This is a genomic window from Streptomyces sp. NPDC041108, from assembly GCF_055592645.1.
In genome coordinates, this window is sequence record NZ_JBVIYK010000002.1 from 586,627 (window position 1) to 607,501 (window position 20,875).

A 20,875-nucleotide genomic window follows, 5' to 3' on the forward strand; every position below is an offset into this window, starting at 1 on the left:
AGGGACACGGCGGCGGACGCAGCGGCGGTCGCTCCGCCCCGGCCCGCCGTGCACGCGGCCTCCGGCACCCGGCTCGGCGACGCCCACCCCAGGCAGGAGGGGCCTACGGACCTGCGTCTCGTGCCCCCGGCGCTGGCCGCGTGGGGGACGGCGGCACTCATGGTGCACGCCTCGCCCGCGTGGACCACGGGAGTGGTCGTGGTCTGTCTGGCGCTGGGCTCGGCCCTGCTGCTCCCTCGGCCGAGGTCGGAGCCGGGGCCGGGCTCGGAGCCGGGGCGTGAGGGTGGCCGGGGCCGGCAAAGGGGAGGCGCCGGGGCTCGGACGAAGGTGTCCCTCGCCGCCGTGCTGCTGTGTGCCGGAGCGGCCGCCGCCTCCGCCGGGCTGCACGGGGCGGATCTGAGGCGGGGGCCCGTCCCCGCCCTGGCCGAGCGGTACGCCCGGGTGACCGCGGACGTCGAGCTGACATCCGACCCACGGCTCACACGTCCCCGGATCCAGGGCAACCACGCGGCCCCGTCCGCCGTGCTCCTCCAAGCCGAGGTGCGACGGGTACGGAGCCCGGACGGGACGGTCGTGAAGACACGCACACCGGTGCTGGTCCTGGTCGACGCGGACGATCCGTCCGGCCGGACGGCATGGCTGTCGCTTCTGCCGTCCACGCGCGTGCGGGTGGCGGCGCAAGCCGCGCCGGCCATGACCGGGGGAGACCGGGTGGCGGCCGTGCTACGGGTGCGGGGCGCCGGGGCGCCACTGGTGACGGAGGAGCCGAGCGCGGTGCAGCGGTTCGCGGGACGACTGCGCGCCGGGCTGCGGGAGGCGACCGACGGGCTGGACGCCGACGCGCGGGCGCTGCTGCCGGGCTTCGTCGTCGGCGACACCTCGCGGGTCCCGGCCGAGCTGGACGAGGCGTTCAGGGCCACCGACCTCACCCACCTCCTGGCCGTCAGCGGAGCCAACTTCACGATCCTCCTGGCCCTGTTCATCGGGCCACCGGGGCTGGCACAGCGGGCCGAGCGACGGGGACTCGCGCCCCGGCTCGGCATCCCGCTGCGGGCCACCGCGCTGGCGGGTGGTGCGCTGACGCTGGGATTCGTGATCGTGTGCCGACCCGAGCCGAGCGTGGTGCGGGCCGCCGCCTGCGGTTCCATCGCACTGCTGGCCATCGCCACGGGCCGCCGCAGGTCCCTCGTCCCCGCGCTGGCGACAGCGGTCCTGCTGCTGGTGCTGTACGACCCCTGGCTGGCCCGCAGCCACGGCTTCCTGCTGTCCGTCCTCGCGACCGGAGCGCTGCTCACCCTCGCCCCGCGCTGGAGCGCCACGCTCCAGCGGCGCCGGATGCCACCGCGTCCGGCCGAAGCACTGGCCGCGGCGGGAGCCGCACAGGCGGTGTGCGCGCCGGTCGTAGCCGTGCTCTCGGCCAAGGTGAGCCTGGTGGCGGTGCCGTGCAATCTGCTGGCGGAGTTCGCGGTGGCCCCGGCCACGGTGTTGGGGTTCGCCACACTGGCGACGGCGCCGGTGGCGATGCCGGTCGCCGAATGCCTCGCCTGGTGCGCGAGTTGGCCCGCCGGCTGGATCGCGGACATCGCCCGCACCGGGGCGTCGCTGCCCGGTGCGGGAGTGGACTGGCCGGGCAGCTGGGCAGGGGCGCTGCTTCTCGCCCTGGTCACCGTGGTCGTCGTCCTCGTCGGGCGGCGGATCGTCAGCCATCCGTATCTGACGGGAGCCTGTCTGGTGGCGTTTCTGCTGGTCGTGGTGCAGCCACCGCCTCTGACCAGGGTGATCACCGGGTGGCCGCCGCCGGGCTGGCGCCTGGTGATGTGCGACGTGGGCCAGGGGGACGCGACCGTCCTCGCGGCGGGCGAGGGAGCCGGAGTGGTCGTGGACGCCGGCCCCGATCCGGTGCTGGCCGACCGCTGCCTCACGGCACTCGGCATCACCGAGATCCCGCTCGTGGTCCTCACCCACTTCCACGCCGACCACGTGATGGGCCTGCCGGGAGTGCTGAGAGGGCGGGCGGTGGGGGCGATCGCGGCCACCGGCTACGAGGAGCCCGCGGAACAGGCCGAGTTCGTCCGTGAGGAGGCGGCGACCCGTCGGATCCCACTGACGCGGGCCGTGGCCGGAGAGGAGCGGCGCACGGGAAGCCTCACCTGGCGGGTGCTGTGGCCACCGGGCGACGCCCCCACGCCCGACGGCCCGAACGACGCCAGCGTCACCATGCTCGTCCGCTCGGCCGGGCTGACCCTGCTGCTCCTGGGCGACCTGGAGCCACCGGGCCAGCGGGAACTCGCCCGGTCCCCGGAGGCCGCGGCACTGGGAGCCGTGGATGTGCTGAAGGTCGCCCACCACGGTTCGGCCTACCAGGATCCGGGCCTGATACACGCGATGGCTCCACGGCTGGCCCTCATCTCGGTGGGCGCGGACAACCCGTACGGCCACCCGGCGCCCAGTACGGTCGCCGCGCTGCGGGCCGGGGGTGCCACGGTGCTGCGTACGGACGAGGACGGCGCGATCGCTGTCGCGGGTACGGCGAAGGAGCTGCTCGTGGCGAGAGACTGACGTCATGGACACCGCAGAGCTTGACGCCTACCTTCGCCGCCTCGGAGCCGAGCGGCCGGCCCGGCCCACGGCCGACGCGCTGCGTGAACTGCAGCTGCGCCATCTGCGGACGGTGCCGTTCGAGAACCTGTCGATCCATCTCGGCGAAGAGATCTTCCTGGAGGAGAAGCGGCTGCTGGACAAGATCGTGGGGCGCCGCAGGGGCGGATTCTGTTTCGAACTCAACGGATTGTTCGGGGCGTTGCTCACGGCACTCGGGTTCGACGTGACGCTGCTCGCGGCGCGGGTGTACGGAGAACAGGAGCGGCTCGGTATCCCGTACGACCATCTGGCGCTGCGGGTGCGGACGGTGGACGGGGGTGACTGGCTGGTCGATGTCGGGTTCGGGGCGAACAGCCACCGTCCGCTGGAGTTCGGGGACCGAGGGGAGCAGAAGGACCCGGGAGGCACGTTCCGGGTGGCCGAGGCGGACCGGGAGAGCGGGGGGCGTGAGTTCGGGGACCTGGATGTGTTCCGGGACGGCCAGCCCCAGTACCGGCTGGAGGTGCGGCCGAGAGTGCTCGGGGACTTCGTCGCCGGCGCCTGGTGGCACAGCACCTCACCGGCATCCCACTTCACCCGGTCCCTCGTCTGCTCCCGCGTCGCCGAGGACGGCGGCCGCATCACCCTCAGCGGCCGCACCCTCACGGTCACCACGGCGGAGGGCGACCGCGAGGTGACCGAGCCGGCGACGGACGGGGAGGTGCTGGCGGTGTACCGGGAGAGGTTCGGGATCGAGTTGGGGCGGGTGCCGGAGGTGGGGGCGGGGAGGGGGGAGAGCTAGAGGGCTCAGAAGGGGGTGGGGGTGGGGGAGGGAGGGCGAGGAGGGGAGGGGGGAGGGGCCCCCGGAGGAGCAGGGGAAAGGGCGGCGGAGAATGGGGGCGTGAGTGATGTGAGACATGTGCTGGTGCTGCCTGACCGTGACGCGGCCGAGGAGGCGGCGGAGGCGCTCGGGGCGCGGTTCGGGCTGGACGAGGAGCCGCAGCTGGTGCGGGACGCGCTGGCGGGGGAGGACGACGCCGAGGACGCGCAGTGGCTGTTGGTGCTGCGGGACGAGCGGGGGCGGCTCGATCCGGTGGCGTTGGACGAGTTCGCGGGGGAGTGGGAGGGGTGGCGGGAGGAGCCGTAGCGCTCCGCCGGAGGCGGCGGACGCCTGCTGCATGGTTCGGCGGGTGCGGGTGCGGGTGCGGGTGCGGGTGCCGGTGCGTGGGGGTTGCTCGCGGACTGCCCCGCCCCCCTTGGGGGAGCGGTCGGCACGCGGGGTGGGTTGTCGGTGGGGCGTGGGATGCTGTCCGGGATGGCCAAGAAGACTGCGAATGACGACCCTCTCGCCCCCGTGACGCTTGCCGTGGGGCAGGAGGAGCTGCTGCTCGACCGTGCCGTGCGGGTGGTGGTGGCCGCCGCGCGGGCCGCCGACGCCGACACGGACGTACGGGATCTGTCCTCGGACCAGGTGCAGCCCGGCACGCTCGCCGAGCTGACGAGTCCGTCGCTCTTCGCGGAGCGGAAGGTCGTGGTCGTGCGGAATGCGCAGGATCTGTCGGCCGACACCGTCAAGGACGTGAAGGCGTATCTCGGGGCCCCCGCCGAGGAGATCACCCTGGTGCTGTTGCACGCGGGCGGGGCCAAGGGGAAGGCGCTGCTGGACGCGGCGCGCAAGGCGGGGGCGCGGGAGGTGGCGTGCCCCAAGATGACGAAGCCGGGGGATCGGCTGGCGTTCGTGCGGGGGGAGTTCCGGACGCTCGGGCGGTCGGCGACGCCCGAGGCGTGCCAGGCGCTGGTCGACGCGATCGGGAGTGATCTGCGGGAGCTGGCGGCCGCGGCGTCGCAGTTGGTCGCGGATGTCGAGGGGACGATCGACGAGGCCGTGGTCGGGCGGTACTACACGGGGCGTGCCGAGGCGTCGAGCTTCGAGGTGGCCGACCGGGCCGTGGAGGGGCGGGCGGCGGAGGCGCTGGAGGCGCTGCGGTGGTCGTTGGCGACGGGGGTGGCGCCGGTGTTGATCACCAGTGCGTTGGCTCAGGGGGTGCGGGCGATCGGGAAGTTGTCGTCGGCGCGAGGTGGGCGGCCGGGGGATCTTGCGCGGGAGTTGGGGATGCCGCCGTGGAAGATCGATCGGGTGCGGCAGCAGATGCGGGGGTGGACGCCGGACGGGGTGGCTGTGGCGTTGCGGGCGGTGGCTGAGGCGGATGCGGGGGTCAAGGGTGGGGGGGATGATCCGGAGTACGCGTTGGAGAAGGCGGTTGTGGTGATCGCTCGGGCGGCTAGGTCTCGTCGGGGCTGACTTCTCGCCCCGACGCCCCTGCCCTGCCCGTCCCGTCCTACAGGGGCGCTGCCCTTTCCATCCCGGAGGGGGAACAGGGGGTGGGGTGCTGGTTGTCGGCGGCTGCGGGTTCGTCGTGGCCGGTCGCGCGGTTCCCCGCGCCCCTGAAAGCCTGCGGTTCGCCCGCCCTGCGTGCGTGCCGTCCCCTGGACTCCCGAGAACCCGCCGATCCCCCTCCGCGCTGCCGTTCCCCTCCGTCGCGGAAGCCCGGCGCCCCCCGTTGCCGATTCCCCTCCGTCGCGGAAGCCCGGCCCCCCCGCCGCCGATTCCCCTCCGCCGCGGAACCCCGGCGCCCCCCGTTGCCGTTCCTCTCCACCGCGGAAGCCCGGCGCCCCCCGCCGCCGATTCCCCTCCACCGCACAGAATCCCGCTGTGCCCCCGCTGCCGAGATCCTGCGCTCCCTCCCCGCCGCAGACCCGCCGATCCCCCGCTCCCGAGAAACCCTCACCCCCTCCCCGCCGATGGCACAGGCATGCCGAAGGCCCCGTCTCCGTCCCTGGGGAAGGGATGGGGGCGGGGCCTTCGGTCAATGCTTGTGGACCTGTACCCGCGTGGCGAACGCAGGCCGCGTACGGGTCCGGGGTGCCGGGTGGGAGCGGATGAGAGAGGGCCCGCTCTGGGTCCAGCCGGCGGTCAGATCAAAGAGGAGCTCAGCCCTTGAGGGTGGCGACCTTGGAAGCAAGCGCCGACTTCTTGTTGGCGGCCTGGTTCTTGTGGATGACGCCCTTCGAGACGGCCTTGTCGAGCTGACGCGCGGCAGCGCGCTGGTACTCGGTGGCCTTCTCGGCGTCACCCGCGGCAGCGGCCTCGCGGGCCTTGCGGATCGCGGTCTTGAGCGACGACTTGACGGCCTTGTTGCGAAGGCGCGCCTTCTCGTTGGTCTTGTTCCGCTTGATCTGGGACTTGATGTTCGCCACGAATGAGCCTTTTCAGCTACAGGTGTGCGAGACCATGGAGGTCGTGCAGGACACGCCGGACATGTCTCGGACACCGTTTGATTTCCTTGGGATGTGTCTCCTGCTGAGAGGGCATGAGACACAGCCGCCCACGCTACCAGCAGCCCGCGGGTCGGCCCAAACCGGTCGCAGTTCTCCGCCCGTGGGACCATGGTGCCTACGTACCAGACCCGCCAGATCCGACCCGAGACCGCAGACGGCTGCGGACACCTCAAGAATCAGGACCCTGCGTGCCCGCGATCCCTAGCCATGTGCCCGAGCCGAGCCGTACCGACCCGGCTCTGATCCGCAACTTCTGCATCATCGCGCACATCGACCACGGCAAGTCCACGCTCGCCGACCGGATGCTCCAGCTGACCGGTGTGGTCGAGCAGCGGCAGATGCGTGCTCAGTATCTCGACCGCATGGACATCGAGCGTGAGCGCGGCATCACGATCAAGTCCCAGGCGGTGCGTCTGCCCTGGGCGCCGACCGACGATCCGGGCAGCACGCACATCCTCAACATGATCGACACCCCGGGGCACGTCGACTTCACGTACGAGGTGTCGCGGTCGCTGGCGGCCTGTGAGGGGACGGTGCTCCTCGTCGACGCGGCCCAGGGCATCGAGGCCCAGACCCTCGCCAACCTCTACCTGGCGATGGAGAACGACCTCAAGATCATCCCCGTGCTGAACAAGATCGACCTGCCGGCCGCCCAGCCGGAGAAGTTCAGCGAGGAGCTGGCCAACCTCATCGGCTGTGACCCGGAGGACGTGCTCAAGGTCTCCGCCAAGACCGGTCTGGGTGTCGAGGCGCTGCTGGACCGGGTCGTCGCCGAGGTCCCGGCCCCGGTCGGCGTCCAGGACGCGCCCGCGCGGGCCATGATCTTCGACTCGGTGTACGACTCCTATCGCGGTGTCGTGACGTACGTGCGTGTCATCGACGGTCAGCTCAACAAGCGTGAGCGGATCCGAATGATGTCCACCGGCGCGACCCACGAGCTGCTGGAGATCGGTGTCTCGGCCCCCGAGATGAAGGCGGCCGACGGCCTCGGCGTCGGTGAGGTCGGCTATCTGATCACCGGTGTGAAGGACGTCCGTCAGTCCAAGGTCGGTGACACGATCACCACCCTGCACAAGGGCGCCACCGAGGCGCTCGGCGGTTACAAGGACCCGAAGCCGATGGTCTTCTCGGGTCTGTATCCGCTGGACGGCTCCGACTATCCGGAGCTGCGCGACGCCCTCGACAAGCTCCAGCTCAACGATGCCGCGCTGGTGTACGAGCCGGAGACCTCCGCGGCGCTCGGTTTCGGTTTCCGTGTCGGCTTCCTCGGCCTGCTGCACCTCGACGTGATCCGGGAGCGGCTGGAGCGCGAGTTCGGGCTCGATCTGATCGCCACCGCGCCGAACGTGGTCTACCGCGTGGTCATGGAGGACGGCGCCGAGCACACGGTCACCAACCCGAGCGAGTTCCCCGAGGGGAAGATCGACAGTGTGTACGAGCCGGTCGTACGCGCCACGATCCTCGCGCCCTCCGAGTTCATCGGCTCGATCATGGAGCTGTGCCAGACGCGGCGCGGCACCCTGCTCGGCATGGACTACCTCTCCGAGGACCGGGTCGAGATCCGCTACACCCTCCCGCTCGCGGAGATCGTCTTCGACTTCTTCGACCAGCTGAAGTCGAAGACGCGCGGTTACGCCTCCCTGGACTACGAGCCCACCGGTGAGCAGAGCTCCAGCCTGGTGAAGGTCGACATCCTGCTGCACGGCGACAAGGTGGACGCCTTCTCGGCCGTCACCCACAAGGACGCCGCGTACGCCTACGGTGTGCGGCTCGTCGCCAAGCTGCGCGAGCTGATCCCGCGGCAGGCCTTCGAGGTGCCCATCCAGGCCGCGATCGGGTCGCGGGTCATCGCCCGTGAGACCATCCGCGCCATCCGCAAGGACGTCCTCGCCAAGTGCTACGGCGGTGACATCTCCCGGAAGCGGAAGCTGCTGGAGAAGCAGAAGGAGGGCAAGAAGCGGATGAAGATGGTGGGCTCCGTGGAGGTTCCGCAGGAGGCGTTCATCGCCGTTCTGTCGAGCGACGACAACGCCGGCAGCGGCAAGGGCAAGAAGTAGCCACCGGACGGCGGAGGCCGCGGACCGCGGGGCCGCCGCCGTTACCCCCGGAAACTCGGGCATGATGCGGGCCCGTCGCGTTTCGGCGCGACGGGCCCGCAGGTCGTCCCGGAGATGCCGGTGCGTGTCCATAGGGTCGTTCTCGGTGGAAAGTGACTGCCCGCCGCCCCTTACGAACCGGCCAACCGCGCTCTACCCTGATCACCACTCGATGGTTACTCGCGAGTTAAACAACAGCCGCTTTGAGCCAGCCGCACAGTCCATGAGCCAGCCGCACTGTCGCGTGCCCCGGAGGATGTCGTGAGCGACACACAGACCCTGATCGAGAACCGCCCGCCGTCCATGGCGGCCCTCTTCCTGGAGCGCGTGGCGGCCACACCGGACGCCGAGGCCTTCCGCTACCCCGTGCCGCCGGCCTCCGGCCAGGGCCCCTCGGACTGGAAGTCGCTGAACTGGGCGCAGGCGGCCGAACGGGTCAACGCCATCGCGGCCGGGCTGGTCGAGCTGGGCGTCCAGCCGGAGCAGCGGATCGCCCTGTCCTCGGCCACCAGGATCGAGTGGATCCTGTGCGACCTCGGCATCATGTGCGCGGGCGCGGCCAACACCACGGTCTACCCGCAGACGAACGCCGAGGAATCCGCGTACATCCTGTCCGACTCCGGCAGCCGGGTCCTCATCGCCGAGAACGCCGCGCAGCTCGCCAAGGCCCGCGAGAAGAAGGCCGAGCTGCCCGAGCTGGCCCATGTCGTCGTCATCGACCCCGAGGGCGCGGACCTCTCCGAGGACTGGGTGCTCTCCCTCGCCGACCTGGAGAAGCGCGGAGCCGCGTACCTGGAGAAGAACCCCGACCTGATCAAGGAGAAGGTCGGCGCGATCACCAAGGACCAGCTCGCCACCCTCATCTACACCTCGGGCACCACGGGCCGTCCCAAGGGCGTGCGTCTGCCGCACGACAACTGGGCGTACATGGCGAAGGCCATCGGCGCGACCGGTCTGCTCGAACCGGCGGACGTGCAGTACCTGTGGCTGCCGCTCGCGCACGTCATGGGCAAGGTGCTCCTCGCCGGTCACATCGAGGTCGGGCACATCACGGCCGTCGACGGCCGGGTCGACAAGATCATCGAGAATCTGCCGGTCGTGCAGCCGACGTACATGGCCGCCGTGCCGCGCATCTTCGAGAAGGTCTACAACGGTGTGGTCGGCAAGGCGCGCGCGGGCGGCCCGGCGAAGTACAAGATCTTCCAGTGGGCGGCCGGGGTCGCCCGCGAGTACGCCAAGGTCAGCCAGGACAACTTCCGGCGCACCGGCACCGCGTCCGTCCCGTTCGGGCTGGAGGCCAAGCACAAGGTCGCCGACGCGCTGGTCTACAAGAAGCTGCGTGAGGCGTTCGGTGGGCGGCTGCGCGCCTGTGTCTCCGGTTCGGTCGCGCTGGCACCCGAGATCGGCTTCTTCTTCGCCGGCGCGGGCATCCCGATCCTGGAGGGCTACGGCCTGACCGAGTCCTCCGCCGCGTCCTTCCTCAACCCGGGCGAGGCCTTCCGTACCGGCACGGTGGGCAAGCCGCTGCCCGGCACGGAGGTGCGCATCGCGGACGACGGCGAGATCCTGCTGCGCGGCCCGGGCATCATGGAGGGCTACCACGGGCTGCCGGACCAGACCGCGGAGGTCCTGGAGGCCGACGGGTGGTTCCACACCGGTGACATCGGGGAGCTGTCGCCCGACGGGTATCTGCGGATCACGGACCGCAAGAAGGACCTGTTCAAGACGTCGGGCGGCAAGTACATCGCGCCGACCGAGATCGAGGGGCAGTTCAAGTCGCTGTGCCCGTTCACGTCCAACGTGATGGTGATCGGCGCGGACCGTAACTTCTGCACCGCGCTCATCGCGCTCGACGAGCTGGCCATCCAGGCGTGGGCCGCGGAGAACGGGCTGGCGGGGAAGTCCTACGAGGAGGTCATCTCGGCACCGGCGACGGTGGAGATGATCGAGGGGCATGTCACGCAGCTGAACGAGGGGCTGCAGCGGTGGCAGACGATCAAGAAGTTCCGGCTGCTGCCGCGGGATCTCGATGTCGAGCACGGTGAGCTGACGCCGAGTCTGAAGCTGAAGCGGCCGGTGGTGGAGAAGGAGTACACGCACCTCATCGAGGAGATGTACGCCGGTGCGCGTGAGGCGTAGCGCGGTGTGAAGGGGGCGGGCGGGGCCGTGTTCCGATGCGGTCCCGTGCCCCCGCGCTTCGGTGCCCCCGCGCTTCGGTGCCCCCGCGCTCCGCGCCCCTCAGGGGCAGTCGCTGCGGTCCCTTGTCACCAGGGCTCGAAGGTCCCGCAGCTGTATGCGGACCTCCGGCAGGTCGGGGGTCGCCTGGGTGAGTTGTTTCTCCAGGGCCGCGAGCCGGGCGTCGACCTGTTCCGCGTGCTCCCGCCGGCTCGTCAGCAGGGTCTCCAGCCGGCGGGTCTTGCGGTGCAGTTCCAGGAAGACGCTCACCTTCGCCCGTAACACCCAGGGGTCGAAGGGCTTGGTGACGTAGTCCGCCGCGCCCGTGGCGTAGCCGCGGAAGGCGTAACCGGCGTCGGCGTCCGTGCCGGTGAGGAAGATGATCGGGACGTCCTTGGTCTGGTCGAGGCGTTTGATGTGGGCGGCGGTCTCGAAGCCGTCCATGCCCGGCATGCGGATGTCGAGGAGGACGACGGCGAAGCGCTGCCGCAGGAGGGCCTTCATGGCCTCCTCGCCCGAACGGGCGCGTACCAGTGGCTCGTCGAGGGATGCCAGGACGGCCTCCAGGGCGACCAGGTTGTCCTCCATGTCGTCGACGAGGAGGATGCCCGCGCGTCCGTCGGTCCGGTCCCGAGTGGTCATGGTGAGGGTGCCTCGTTCTCGTCGGTGCGTGGCCCGGGTGCCGGGTCCGCCGCGTCGGCCGGGTCGCGGGTGCCCTCCGGGTCCAGGACCGCGCAGACGACCGTGAGCAGCTGGTCGACGTCCACGGGCTTGGGGACGTAGTCGTTGGCGCCGCGGGCGATGGACTTGTCGCGGTCGCCGGGCATGGCCTTGGCGGTGAGGGCGACGATGGGCAGGCCCGCCCAGCGGGGGGTGCGGCGGATGGCGGAGATCGTCTCGTAGCCGTCCATCTCCGGCATCATGATGTCCATCAGAACGAGTTCGACGTCCGGGTTGCGCTCCAGGGTCTCGATGCCCTCGCGGCCGTTCTCCGCGTACAGGACGGGCATGCCGACGCGGCCGAGGACGTGGGTGAGCGCGAAGACGTTGCGGATGTCGTCGTCGACGATCAGCACCCGGCGGCCGGGCAGGATCTGGCCGGCGCGGCCCGCCTTCCACGCCTCCAGCTTGGTGGGGGCCGGCCAGGTGTCGTCGCTGTCGGGCGCGTCGTCGTCGTGTGCGTCACTGCCGTGCGCGGCCGGGTACGGCTCGGTGGTCAGCTGCTCGGGTACGAGGCTGCCGGGATCCTCGGCGGCGGGGCCCGTCACCCCGTGGCCGGGGCTGAAGACGGGGACGTACAGCGTGAAGGTGGAGCCCTTGCCGGGGACGCTCTCGGCGATGATGCGGCCGCCCAGCAGACCGGCGATCTCACGGCTGATGGACAGGCCGAGGCCGGTGCCGCCGTACTTGCGGTTGGTGGTGCCGTCGGCCTGCTGGAACGCCTCGAAGATCACCGGGAGTTTCTCGGCCGCGATGCCGATGCCGGTGTCGGAGACCGCGAAGGCGATGACCTCGTCGTGGTTCTCGCGGGTGAAGCGGTGGTCGGGGTCCTTGACGCGGTTGACGGTCAGTTCGACCCGGCCGGACGCGGTGAACTTGATCGCGTTGGACAGGAGGTTGCGCAGGATCTGCTGGAGGCGCTGTTCGTCCGAGTACATCTCGCGCGGCACGTTCTCGCCGACCGCGACCTCGAAGGCCAGGCCGCGGTCGAGGGTGAGCGGGCGGAACGTGGCGTGGACGTAGTCCAGGAGCTTGATGAGCGGCAGGCGCTTGGGGCGTACGTCCATCCGGCCCGCCTCGATCTTCGAGAGGTCGAGGATGTCGTTGATCAGCTGGAGGAGGTCGGAGCCCGAGCGGTGGATCGTGGCGGCGAACTGCACCTCCTGGTCGGTGAGATGGCCGTCCGGGTTGTCGGAGAGCAGCCGGGCCAGGATCAGCAGCGAGTTCAGCGGGGTGCGCAGCTCGTGGGACATGTTCGCCAGGAACTCCGACTTGTACTGGGAGGAGGTCGCCAACAGGGCCGCCTTCTCCTCCAGTTCGGCGTTGGAGCGCCGCAGTTCCGCCTGCTGTTTCTGGAGTTCGTCCGAGCGTTCCTGGAGCTGCATGGCCAGGCGCTGGGACTCGCCGAGGAGGGACTCGGTGCGGGAGTTGGCGATGATGGTGTTGATGGCGACGCCGATGGTGTTCACGAACTGGTCGAAGAACGCCAGGTGGACGTCGGAGAAGCGGGAGAAGGAAGCCAGTTCGATCACGCCGAGGAGCTTGTCCTCGAAGAGGATCGGGATGATCACGACGCTGGACGGGGACGCCTCCCCGAGACCGCTGTTGATCTTGATGTACCCCGGTGGGGCCTCCTCCACCAGGATCCGCTTCTTCTCGCGGGCCGCCTGCGCGACCAGGCCGTGCACGGGAAGGCCGCCGGTCTCGACGGTCGCGCCCTGCGCGGCGCCGTAGCCCGCGATGAACGCGAGGCCCTTGGTGGGCGCCACCGGGAGCGGGGCCGCGCCTTCCTCGTCGGGGTCGGCCAGGTAGAAGGCGCCGTACTGGGCGTTCACCAGCGGGGTCAGCTCGCGCAGGATCAGGTCGGCGACCTCCATCAGGTCGCGGTGGCCCTGCATCAGGGCGGCGAGGCGGGCGAGGTTGGACTCCAGCCAGTCCTTCGCGCGGGTGGTCTCGCGGAGGTTGGCCACCATCAGGTTGATGTTGTCCTTCAGCTCGGCGACCTCGCCCTGTGTCTCCACCGTGATCGACCGCGACATGTCGCCCTGGGCCACGGCCGAGGCGACCTCGGCGATCGCGCGGACCTGGGTGGTCAGGTTCGAGGCGAGCTCGTTCACGTTCGTCGTCAGGCGTTTCCAGGTGCCGTACACACCCTCGACCCGTGCCTGGCCGCCGAGTCGGCCCTCGGAGCCGACCTCACGGGCGACCCGGGTGACCTCGGAGGAGAAGGAGGACAGGGTGTCGACCATCGTGTTGATGGCGGTCTTCAGCTCCAGGATCTCGCCGCGCGCGTCCACGTCGATCTTCTTGGAGAGGTCGCCGTTGGCCACCGCCGTCGTCACCTGGGCGATGTTCCTGACCTGGGAGGTCAGGTTGTCCGCCATGTAGTTGACGTTGTCCGTGAGATCCCGCCACACACCGGACACGCCCAGCACCTGGGCCCGTCCGCCGAGGGCGCCGTCCGTACCGACCTCGCGGGCGACCCTGGTCACCTCGTCTGCGAAGGCCCGCAGCTGCTCCACCATCGTGTTGACGGTGTCCTTCAGTTCCAGGATCTCGCCGCGGGCGTCGACGGTGATCTTCTTGGAGAGGTCGCCGTTGGCGACGGCGGTCGTCACCTGGGCGATGTTGCGGACCTGCGACGTCAGGTTCAGGGCCATGAAGTTGACGTTGTCGGTGAGGTCCTTCCAGACGCCGGAGACGCCTCGGACCTGGGCCTGACCGCCGAGGTTTCCCTCGGTGCCGACCTCGCGGGCGACGCGGGTGACCTCGTCGGCGAAGGCGGAGAGCTGGTCGACCATCGTGTTGATCGTCGACTTGAGTTCGAGGATCTCGCCCTTCGCCTCGACCGTGATCTTCTTGCCGAGGTCGCCCTGCGCGACGGCCGTGGAGACAAGGGCGATGTTCCTGACCTGGGAGGTCAGGTTGTCCGCCATGAAGTTGACGTTGTCGGTGAGGTCCTTCCAGACGCCGGAGACGCCCCGGACCTGGGCCCGGCCGCCGAGGTTTCCCTCGGTGCCGACCTCGCGGGCGACGCGGGTGACCTCACCGGCGAAGGCGGAGAGCTGGTCCACCATCGTGTTGATCGTCGACTTCAGCTCCAGGATCTCGCCCTGCGCGTCGACCGTGATCTTCTGGCTCAGGTCGCCGTTGGCGACGGCCGTGGTCACCTGGGCGATGTTGCGGACCTGCGACGTCAGGTTCGACGCCATGAAGTTGACGTTGTCGGTGAGGTCCTTCCAGACCCCGGAGACGCCCCGGACCTGGGCCCGGCCGCCGAGCCGGCCCTCGGTGCCGACCTCGCGGGCCACCCGGGTGACCTCGTCGGCGAAGGCGGAGAGCTGGTCCACCATCGTGTTCACGGTGAGCTTCAGCTCCAGCAGCTCGCCGGTCGCCTCGACGGTCACCGTCCGGGTGAGGTCGCCGCGCGCCACCGAAGTGGTCACCAGGGCGATGTCCCGCACCTGCGCGGTCAGCCGGGCGGCCATGGTGTTGACCGCCTCCGTCACGTCCCGCCAACTCCCGGACAGGCCACGGACCTTGGCCCGGCCGCCGAGGCGCCCCTCCGTGCCGACCTCACGGGCGACCCTCGTCACCTCGCCGGTGAACAGCGACAGCTGGTCGACCATCTTGTTCACGGCGCGGCCCAACCGCCGCAGATCGCCCCGCAGTTGGCGGTTGCCGTCGTGCAGGTCGACGCGCTGGGTCAGATCGCCTCCGGCCACCGCGTCCAGCACGCGCGTGGCGTTCGCGGCGGGGGCGACCAGGGCGTCGAGCGTCTGGTTCACGTCGTCGACCCGGGTCGCCCAGGCGCCCTGGCCCGGACTGGCCGACAGTCGCTCGTCGAGGCGGCCGTGACGGACCAACTCGCGCCGTACGCGCTGCACTTCGGAGCCGAAGTGGGTGCTGCGGTCGATGATCTGGTTGAAGAGGGCGCACAGTTCCGCGACCGGAGCGGGGCCCGTCTCCGGGACCTTCGTGAAGCTGCCGTCGCGCGCGGCGGTCATGGCCGCGGCCAGCGCGCGGAGATCGGACGCCTGGATCAGTCCGTCCGTTCGGCCCTCCTTCCGGCCGTTTTCGGACAACCGCGTATCACTGTTCTCACTCATGGTGGCCCACTTCGGTAACTCGGCGCTTATGGGCGTGGTCAGTCTGTCACTCTGGCCGTGCCGCCTGAGGCCTATTCGTCCGAACTTTCTCAGGGAGCCGCTCAGTGGGGGCCATTCCGACGCAACGGGACACCGTGTCCTGCGTTTCTGATGCGCCGGCGCGCGTCGGGTCCGAGTCCCTGCACGCCGCGCCCGCGTACGCGGGCCTCGACCGGCGCGCGACGGCGCATCTGTCGCTCCAGGGCGGGCCGCTCGCGCCCGGAGCCGCCCGGCGCTTCGTCTCCGCCGCGCTCACGGAGTGGGCCGAGCTGGGCCTGCCCGGCACCGACGCGCTCCCGGCCCGCGTCGTCGAGGACGCGCTCGTGGTGGTCAGCGAGCTGGTCACCAACGCGGTGGTCCACGCGGGCACCGATGTCGAACTGTTCTGCAGGCTCGGCCGGGACGCCCCGACCGACGCCGGATGGCTGCTCCTGGAGGTCTCGGACCACCATCCCTCCCGGGAGGTACGGGGCGAGGGCGCCGAGCGGCCCTACCTCCTCGAACGGCCTTACGGCGCCGCCGAGTACGGGCGTGGCCTGCGCCTGGTCGCCGCGCTCTGCGAAGCCTGGGGGATCACCTACCGGACCGGCGCGAAGACCGTCTGGGCCCGGCTGTCGGTCGACGGGGCGATGGCGGTGGAGGGGGCGTTCGAGCCGTACGGCGGGGATGCGGGCGGCCCGGCGGCCGAGGGAGCCCAGGTGGTCGACGCCTGGGATGCGCGGGCGTACGCCGGTGCGGCCGGCCCCGGACAGGACGTGGACCCGGTCGGCCTCGTCGCGTCCGTGCCGCGGCCCGGCGGGGAGCGCGACCGGGAGTGGCTGAACCGGGGTGCGCTCTCCTTCCTGGCGGAGGCGTCCGATCTGCTCACCGGACAGCTGGACGAGGATTTGGTCGCCGCGCTCGCCGGGCAGCTGCTCGTCCCGAGACTGGCCGACTGGTGCGCGGTGTGGCTGGAGGAGGAGGGGCTGGGCTGGCGCGGCGGCGACGGTTCGCTCGGCCCCGCGCCCCGCCTCGCCCGCGTCTGGCACGGCAGCGAGAACCGCATCGAGGAACTGCGCCGAGCCCTGGAGAAGAACCCCCCGAGGCTGCCCGACTCGGTGAGATCACGGGCGGTACCTGTGCCGTGGCCGGCGCTGGGGGAGGGCGGCGGGACGTTCACGGGCGAAGCGGGGCCGGTGGTGGACGACGCCGTTGTGCCCCGGGGCGCAGCCGCGCCGGTGGGGGAGAGGGGAGCCGAAACGGCCCAGGGTGAGCCCGGACCGGTGGTGGACGACGGTGCCAGGGCGGCCCGACGTGAGGCAGGTGACGTGGCCGAGGGCCATGCCGGGGCACCCCGGGGCGCGATCGGGCCGGTGGTGGGAAGTGGAGGGCGGGCGGCCCAGGGTCTGGCCGGGGCCGGGGCCGGGGGCCAACCCGCCACCTGGGCCGAAGCCGCCACCTGGGCCGAAGCCGGTACCTGGGACCGGGCCGAGGCCGGACTCGGAGGTGAAGCCGGGGCCGCAGCCGGAGTCCGGGCCGCCACCCGAACCGGGCCCTGGGCCGAAACCGCAGCCGGGCCCGCAGCCGGACTCGGAAACGAAGCCGGAGTCCGAGCGGGAAACGAAGCCGGAGTCCGAGTGGGAAACGAAGCCGGAGTCCGAGTGGGAAACGAAGCCGGAGTCCGAGCGGGAAGCCAAGCCCGGGTCCGAGTGGGAAACGAAGCCGGCGCCGCGCTCGCCTATCGGCTGATCGCCGGTGGGCGGCCGCTCGGGACGCTTGTCATCGGGCGGGCCGGGCTGCCGCGGTTTCCCGACGAGGTGACCGGGCTGGTCGAGGACCTCAGCCGGCGGATCGCGCTGTCCATCGGCGCCGCCCGCCAGTACGCCCGCCAGGCCACCATCAGCCGCGTCCTGCAGCGCGGACTGCTGCCGGGCGCGGTCGCCGAGATCCCCGGAGTGTCCAGCGCGCTCGTCTACGAGCCGTGCGACAAGGGCGGACCCAGCGGCGACTTCTACGACCTCTTCCCTGCGGGCCGGGGCCGCTGGTGCTTCGCGATCGGTGACGTCCAGGGCAAGGGCCCCGAGGCGGCCGTCGTCATCGGTCTCGCCCGGCCCTGGCTGCGGCTGCTCGCCCGCGAGGGCTACGGCGTCGCGGACGTGCTCGACCGCCTCAACCAGCTCCTCCTCGACGACGCGACCGAGGCCGCCGACGCCGCCGCCCGCGCCCTGGTCACGGCGGGCGACCCCGGCCTCGTCGACCCCGACGGCCCGCAGACCCGCTTCCTGTCCCTCCTCTACGGCGAACTCGTCCCGGTCGACGGCGGGGTCCGCTGCACCCTCGCCTCCGCCGGGCACCCGCTGCCGCTGCTGCTGGGCCCCGACGGCGACGTACGGGCCGTGGCCGAGCCGCAGACGCTGCTCGGGGTGATCGAGGACACCGCGTACGTCTCCGAGACCTTCGAGCTGCGCCACGGCGACACCCTGCTGTGCGTGACCGACGGCGTCACCGAGCGCCGCAGCGGCCCACGCATGTTCGACGACGAGGACGGCCTCGCGACCGCGCTCTCCGGCTGCGCCGGGCTCGACGCCGAGCTCACCGCCGAACGCATCCGACGGCTCGTCCACGAGTTCGGGGAACGGCCGCCCGACGACGACCTCGCGCTGCTGGTACTGCGGGCGGAATGAGGACCCGCGGGGGTGCGGGACAATGGAGGACATGCCTTCCGCACTCCCCGACGGTGAGCCCGTCCCCGACGACGGCGCGCTGCCCACGCACGCCCTGGCCGGCGCGGCCGAGCGGCCCCTCGGGTTCTATCTGCACGTCCCGTACTGCGCGACCCGCTGCGGCTACTGCGACTTCAACACCTACACCGCCACCGAGCTGCGCGGCACCGGCGGTGTCCTCGCCTCCCGCGACAACTACGCGGACACCGTCGTCGACGAGATCCGCCTCGCCCGCAAGGTGCTCGGCGACGACCCGCGCCCCGTCCGCACCGTCTTCGTCGGCGGCGGCACACCCACCCTGCTGGCCGCCGACGACCTCGTACGGATGCTGGGGGCGATCCGGGACGAGTTCTCTCTCGCCGACGACGCGGAGGTGACGACCGAGGCGAACCCGGAGTCCGTCGACCCGGCGTATCTGGAGACCCTGCGCGCCGGCGGCTTCAACCGGCTCTCGTTCGGGATGCAGAGCGCCCGGCAGCACGTCCTGAAGATCCTCGACCGCACGCACACACCCGGACGCCCCGAGGCCTGCGTCGCGGAGGCACGCGCCGCCGGCTTCGACCACGTCAACCTCGACCTGATCTACGGCACGCCCGGGGAGTCCGACGACGACTGGCGGGCCTCCCTGGACGCCGCGCTCGGCGCCGGACCCGACCACGTCTCGGCGTACGCGCTGATCGTCGAGGAGGGCACGCAGCTCGCCCGGCGCATCCGTCGCGGTGAGGTCCCGATGACGGACGACGACGTGCACGCCGACCGCTACCTCATCGCCGAGGAGATGCTGTCGGCCGCCGGGTTCGACTGGTACGAGGTCTCCAACTGGGCCACCTCCGACGCCGGACGCTGCCTGCACAACGAGCTGTACTGGCGGGGCGCCGACTGGTGGGGCGCGGGACCGGGCGCCCACAGCCACGTCGGCGGCGTGCGCTGGTGGAACGTCAAGCACCCCGGCGCGTACGCGGGCGCGCTGGCGGCGGGGAAGTCGCCGGGCGCCGGGCGCGAACTGCTGTCGGACGAGGACCGCCGGGTCGAGCGCATCCTGCTGGAGCTGCGGCTGCGGGAGGGGTGCCCGTTGTCGCTGCTGAGGGAGGAGGGCCGCGCCGCCGCCGGGCGCGCGCTCTCCGACGGGCTGCTGGAGGCGGGACCGTACGAGGAGGGGCGCGCGGTGCTCACACTGCGGGGCCGGTTGCTGGCGGACGCGGTGGTGCGGGACCTGGTGGACTGATCACTCGGACCCCGTCAGGCCCCACCGCTGTCCGTCACGAAGTCGATCAGCTCCTCCACCCGGCCCAGCAACTGCGGCTCCAGATCCCGATAGGACTCCACCCGCCCGAGAATCGCCTGCCACACCGCCCCCGTGTTCTCCGAGGGCCACCCCAGCGCCCGGCACACCCCGGTCTTCCAGTCCTGCCCGCGGGGCACGCGCGGCCATGCCTCGATGCCCACCGAGGACGGCTTCACGGCCTCCCAGACGTCGATGTACGGGTGGCCGACGACGAGCGCGTGCTCGCTGGTCACCGACGCGGCGATACGGGACTCCTTGCTGCCGGGGACCAGGTGGTCCACCAGGACCCCGAGGCGGGCGTCCGGCCCCGGGGCGAAGTCCTCGACGATCGCGGGAAGGTCGTCCACGCCCTCCAGGTACTCCACCACCACGCCCTCGATCCGCAGATCGTCGCCCCACACCTTCTCGACGAGTTCGGCGTCGTGGCGGCCCTCCACGTAGATGCGCCCGGCGCGGGCCACCCGCGCGCGGGCGCCCGGCACGGCCACCGAGCCCGAGGCCGTGCGGGAGGGACGGACAGGGGCCGACGGCGAGGGGCGGACCAGCGTCACCACCCGGCCCTCCAGCAGGAAGCCCCGGGGCTCCAGCGGGAACACCCGGTGCTTGCCGAAGCGGTCCTCCAGCGTCACCGTGCCCGCCTCGCAGCGGACGACCGCGCCGCAGAAGCCGGTGGTGGGTTCCTCGACCACCAGACCGGGATCGGCGGGGACCTCGGGGACCGGCTTCGGCTTCTTCCAGGGAGGGGTCAGGTCGGGTGAGTACTGGCGCATTCGAGTGACGATAGGAGAAGCCGCACCCGGATGCCCGCGCCCTCAGCCCGACACGCCGAAGCGGCGCGCCAGGGCGTCGCGCTGGGCCCGGACGAACGCCGCGTCCACCACCGCCCCGTGGCCGGGCACGTACAGCGCGTCCTCGCCGCCCAGGTCCAGCAGCCGGTCAAGGGCGGCCGGCCAGCGCGCGGGGATCGCGTCGGGGCCGGCCTGGGGCTCGCCGGACTCCTCGACCAGGTCTCCGCAGAACACCACCTCCGGGGAGCCGTGCGCGGTGGCGGGGACCAGGACCGCCAGGTCGTGGCCCGTGTGCCCGGGGCCCACGTTCGCCAGGAGCACCCGGACGTCGCCCCCGAGGTCGAGCGTCCACTCGCCCGAGACCAGGTGCCGGGGGCGTACCAGCAGAGCGGCGGCCTCGGTGGCGTCCGCCGGGGGGAGGCCGTGGTGCACGGCGTCCGCGCGGAGGGCTTCGTGGTCACGGCTCAGGACGCCGTCGACGCCCACCGCGCCGAAGACCTCCACGCCGGCGAACGCGGCCGCCCCGAAGACATGGTCGAAGTGGGGGTGGGTGAACGCGAGATGTGTCACACGGGCGCCACCGAGCAGCCGGCACGCCTCGGCACGCAACCGCGCGCCCTCCCGCAGGCTCGAACCCGCGTCGATCACGAGGGCTGCACCGTCCCCGATCACCAGCCCGGCCGTGCAGTCCCAGCCGGGCAGGCGGCACCGTCCGACCCGGGGCGTCAATTCCTGCCACCCGCACTCTTCCCAAGTCACCGTCATGCGCCGACGCTAGCCGTAGCTCCCCGGGGCGCACCGCGGCTCCCCCGCCGCCTTCCGTGTGCCGGAGGGGGCCGATCGTCTCCTACCGACCGGTAGGAGACGGCCCGGAGGCGGCCCGGAGGTGGCCCGACATCGCAGGACAGGTCGGTACACGTCGGCACGACATGGCTGGACCGGCCTTGCCGGGGGCGTACCCCACCGCCGTACACTGGGCGGGGAGTGTTGGCACTCGCCCGGGGTGAGTGCCAAGGGGAAGCCGCAGGAGAGCGAACTGGAG

General features: G+C 71.6%; 13 protein-coding genes. 8 read left to right on the forward strand and 5 right to left on the reverse strand.

All coding sequences use genetic code 11. The features are described from left to right. The first annotated feature begins 48 nt into the window (after positions 1-48). The 4 genes from ACZ6BB_RS08535 to holA all read left to right on the forward strand — a co-directional run bounded on the left by ACZ6BB_RS08535 (position 49) and on the right by holA (position 4,882). Positions 49-2,559 carry a ComEC/Rec2 family competence protein gene (locus ACZ6BB_RS08535; RefSeq protein ID WP_471614729.1) on the forward strand — a complete coding sequence of 837 codons (2,511 nt, stop codon included), beginning with the start codon at positions 49-51 and terminating at the stop codon, positions 2,557-2,559. A gap of 4 nt (positions 2,560-2,563) precedes the next feature. Next, positions 2,564-3,382, forward strand: coding sequence for an arylamine N-acetyltransferase family protein (locus tag ACZ6BB_RS08540; RefSeq protein WP_471614533.1), 819 nt, complete (start codon positions 2,564-2,566; stop codon positions 3,380-3,382). A 99-nt stretch (positions 3,383-3,481) separates the two neighbouring features. After that, a complete protein-coding gene (locus ACZ6BB_RS08545; protein ID WP_013003726.1) occupies positions 3,482-3,727 on the forward strand; it encodes a hypothetical protein in 246 nt (81 codons plus the stop codon). Positions 3,728-3,895: 168 nt separating this feature from the next. After that, positions 3,896-4,882, forward strand: a complete 987-nt coding sequence (gene holA, locus ACZ6BB_RS08550) for a DNA polymerase III subunit delta (protein WP_471614534.1) — start codon at positions 3,896-3,898, stop codon at positions 4,880-4,882. Positions 4,883-5,571: 689 nt separating this feature from the next. On the opposite strand, the gene rpsT is transcribed toward holA, so the two are convergent. Next, a complete protein-coding gene (rpsT, locus tag ACZ6BB_RS08555) occupies positions 5,572-5,838 on the reverse strand; it encodes a 30S ribosomal protein S20 (protein ID WP_471614535.1) in 267 nt (88 codons plus the stop codon). A gap of 269 nt (positions 5,839-6,107) precedes the next feature. Between rpsT and lepA the strand changes: the two genes are divergently transcribed. Next, entirely contained in the window at positions 6,108-7,976 is a 1,869-nt protein-coding gene (lepA, locus tag ACZ6BB_RS08560) for a translation elongation factor 4 (RefSeq protein ID WP_471614536.1), read from the forward strand. A gap of 300 nt (positions 7,977-8,276) precedes the next feature. Continuing rightward, a complete protein-coding gene (locus tag ACZ6BB_RS08565; protein ID WP_471614537.1) occupies positions 8,277-10,154 on the forward strand; it encodes an AMP-dependent synthetase/ligase in 1,878 nt (625 codons plus the stop codon). Positions 10,155-10,253: 99 nt separating this feature from the next. Here ACZ6BB_RS08565 and ACZ6BB_RS08570 read toward each other — a convergent pair whose 3' ends face one another. Then, positions 10,254-10,832 carry a response regulator gene (locus tag ACZ6BB_RS08570; RefSeq protein WP_471614538.1) on the reverse strand — a complete coding sequence of 193 codons (579 nt, stop codon included), beginning with the start codon at positions 10,830-10,832 and terminating at the stop codon, positions 10,254-10,256. Further along, the gene (locus ACZ6BB_RS08575; protein ID WP_471614539.1) at positions 10,829-15,019 is read right to left on the reverse strand and encodes a HAMP domain-containing protein; all 4,191 of its coding nucleotides are present in this window, start codon (positions 15,017-15,019) and stop codon (positions 10,829-10,831) included. The genes ACZ6BB_RS08570 and ACZ6BB_RS08575 overlap by 4 nt, the downstream gene beginning before the upstream one ends. A 104-nt stretch (positions 15,020-15,123) precedes the next feature. Here ACZ6BB_RS08575 and ACZ6BB_RS08580 point away from each other — a divergent pair, with 104 nt between their 5' ends. Beyond that, the gene (locus ACZ6BB_RS08580; protein WP_471614540.1) at positions 15,124-17,721 is read left to right on the forward strand and encodes a SpoIIE family protein phosphatase; all 2,598 of its coding nucleotides are present in this window, start codon (positions 15,124-15,126) and stop codon (positions 17,719-17,721) included. A gap of 31 nt (positions 17,722-17,752) precedes the next feature. Next, positions 17,753-18,985 (forward strand): radical SAM family heme chaperone HemW, encoded by a 1,233-nt coding sequence (gene hemW, locus ACZ6BB_RS08585; RefSeq protein ID WP_471614541.1) that lies wholly within the window; start codon positions 17,753-17,755, stop codon positions 18,983-18,985. A 14-nt stretch (positions 18,986-18,999) separates the two neighbouring features. Here hemW and ACZ6BB_RS08590 read toward each other — a convergent pair whose 3' ends face one another. Both ACZ6BB_RS08590 and ACZ6BB_RS08595 read right to left on the reverse strand, forming a co-directional pair. Then, positions 19,000-19,815 carry a DUF3097 domain-containing protein gene (locus tag ACZ6BB_RS08590; protein ID WP_471614542.1) on the reverse strand — a complete coding sequence of 272 codons (816 nt, stop codon included), beginning with the start codon at positions 19,813-19,815 and terminating at the stop codon, positions 19,000-19,002. Positions 19,816-19,857: 42 nt separating this feature from the next. After that, entirely contained in the window at positions 19,858-20,598 is a 741-nt protein-coding gene (locus ACZ6BB_RS08595; RefSeq protein WP_471614543.1) for an MBL fold metallo-hydrolase, read from the reverse strand. Between the last annotated feature and the right edge of the window lie 277 nt (positions 20,599-20,875).

Excerpts from the sequence above, each read along its gene's own strand:
- ACZ6BB_RS08540 (WP_471614533.1), top strand. The coding sequence starts at position 2,564 with ATGGACACCGCAGAGCTTGACGCCTACCTTCGCCGCCTCGGAGCCGAG.
- holA (WP_471614534.1), top strand. The coding sequence starts at position 3,896 with ATGGCCAAGAAGACTGCGAATGACGACCCTCTCGCCCCCGTGACGCTT.
- ACZ6BB_RS08570 (WP_471614538.1), bottom strand. The coding sequence starts at position 10,832 with ATGACCACTCGGGACCGGACCGACGGACGCGCGGGCATCCTCCTCGTC.
- ACZ6BB_RS08575 (WP_471614539.1), bottom strand. The coding sequence starts at position 15,019 with ATGAGTGAGAACAGTGATACGCGGTTGTCCGAAAACGGCCGGAAGGAG.
- hemW (WP_471614541.1), top strand. The coding sequence starts at position 17,753 with ATGCCTTCCGCACTCCCCGACGGTGAGCCCGTCCCCGACGACGGCGCG.
- ACZ6BB_RS08590 (WP_471614542.1), bottom strand. The coding sequence starts at position 19,815 with ATGCGCCAGTACTCACCCGACCTGACCCCTCCCTGGAAGAAGCCGAAG.
- ACZ6BB_RS08595 (WP_471614543.1), bottom strand. The coding sequence starts at position 20,598 with ATGACGGTGACTTGGGAAGAGTGCGGGTGGCAGGAATTGACGCCCCGG.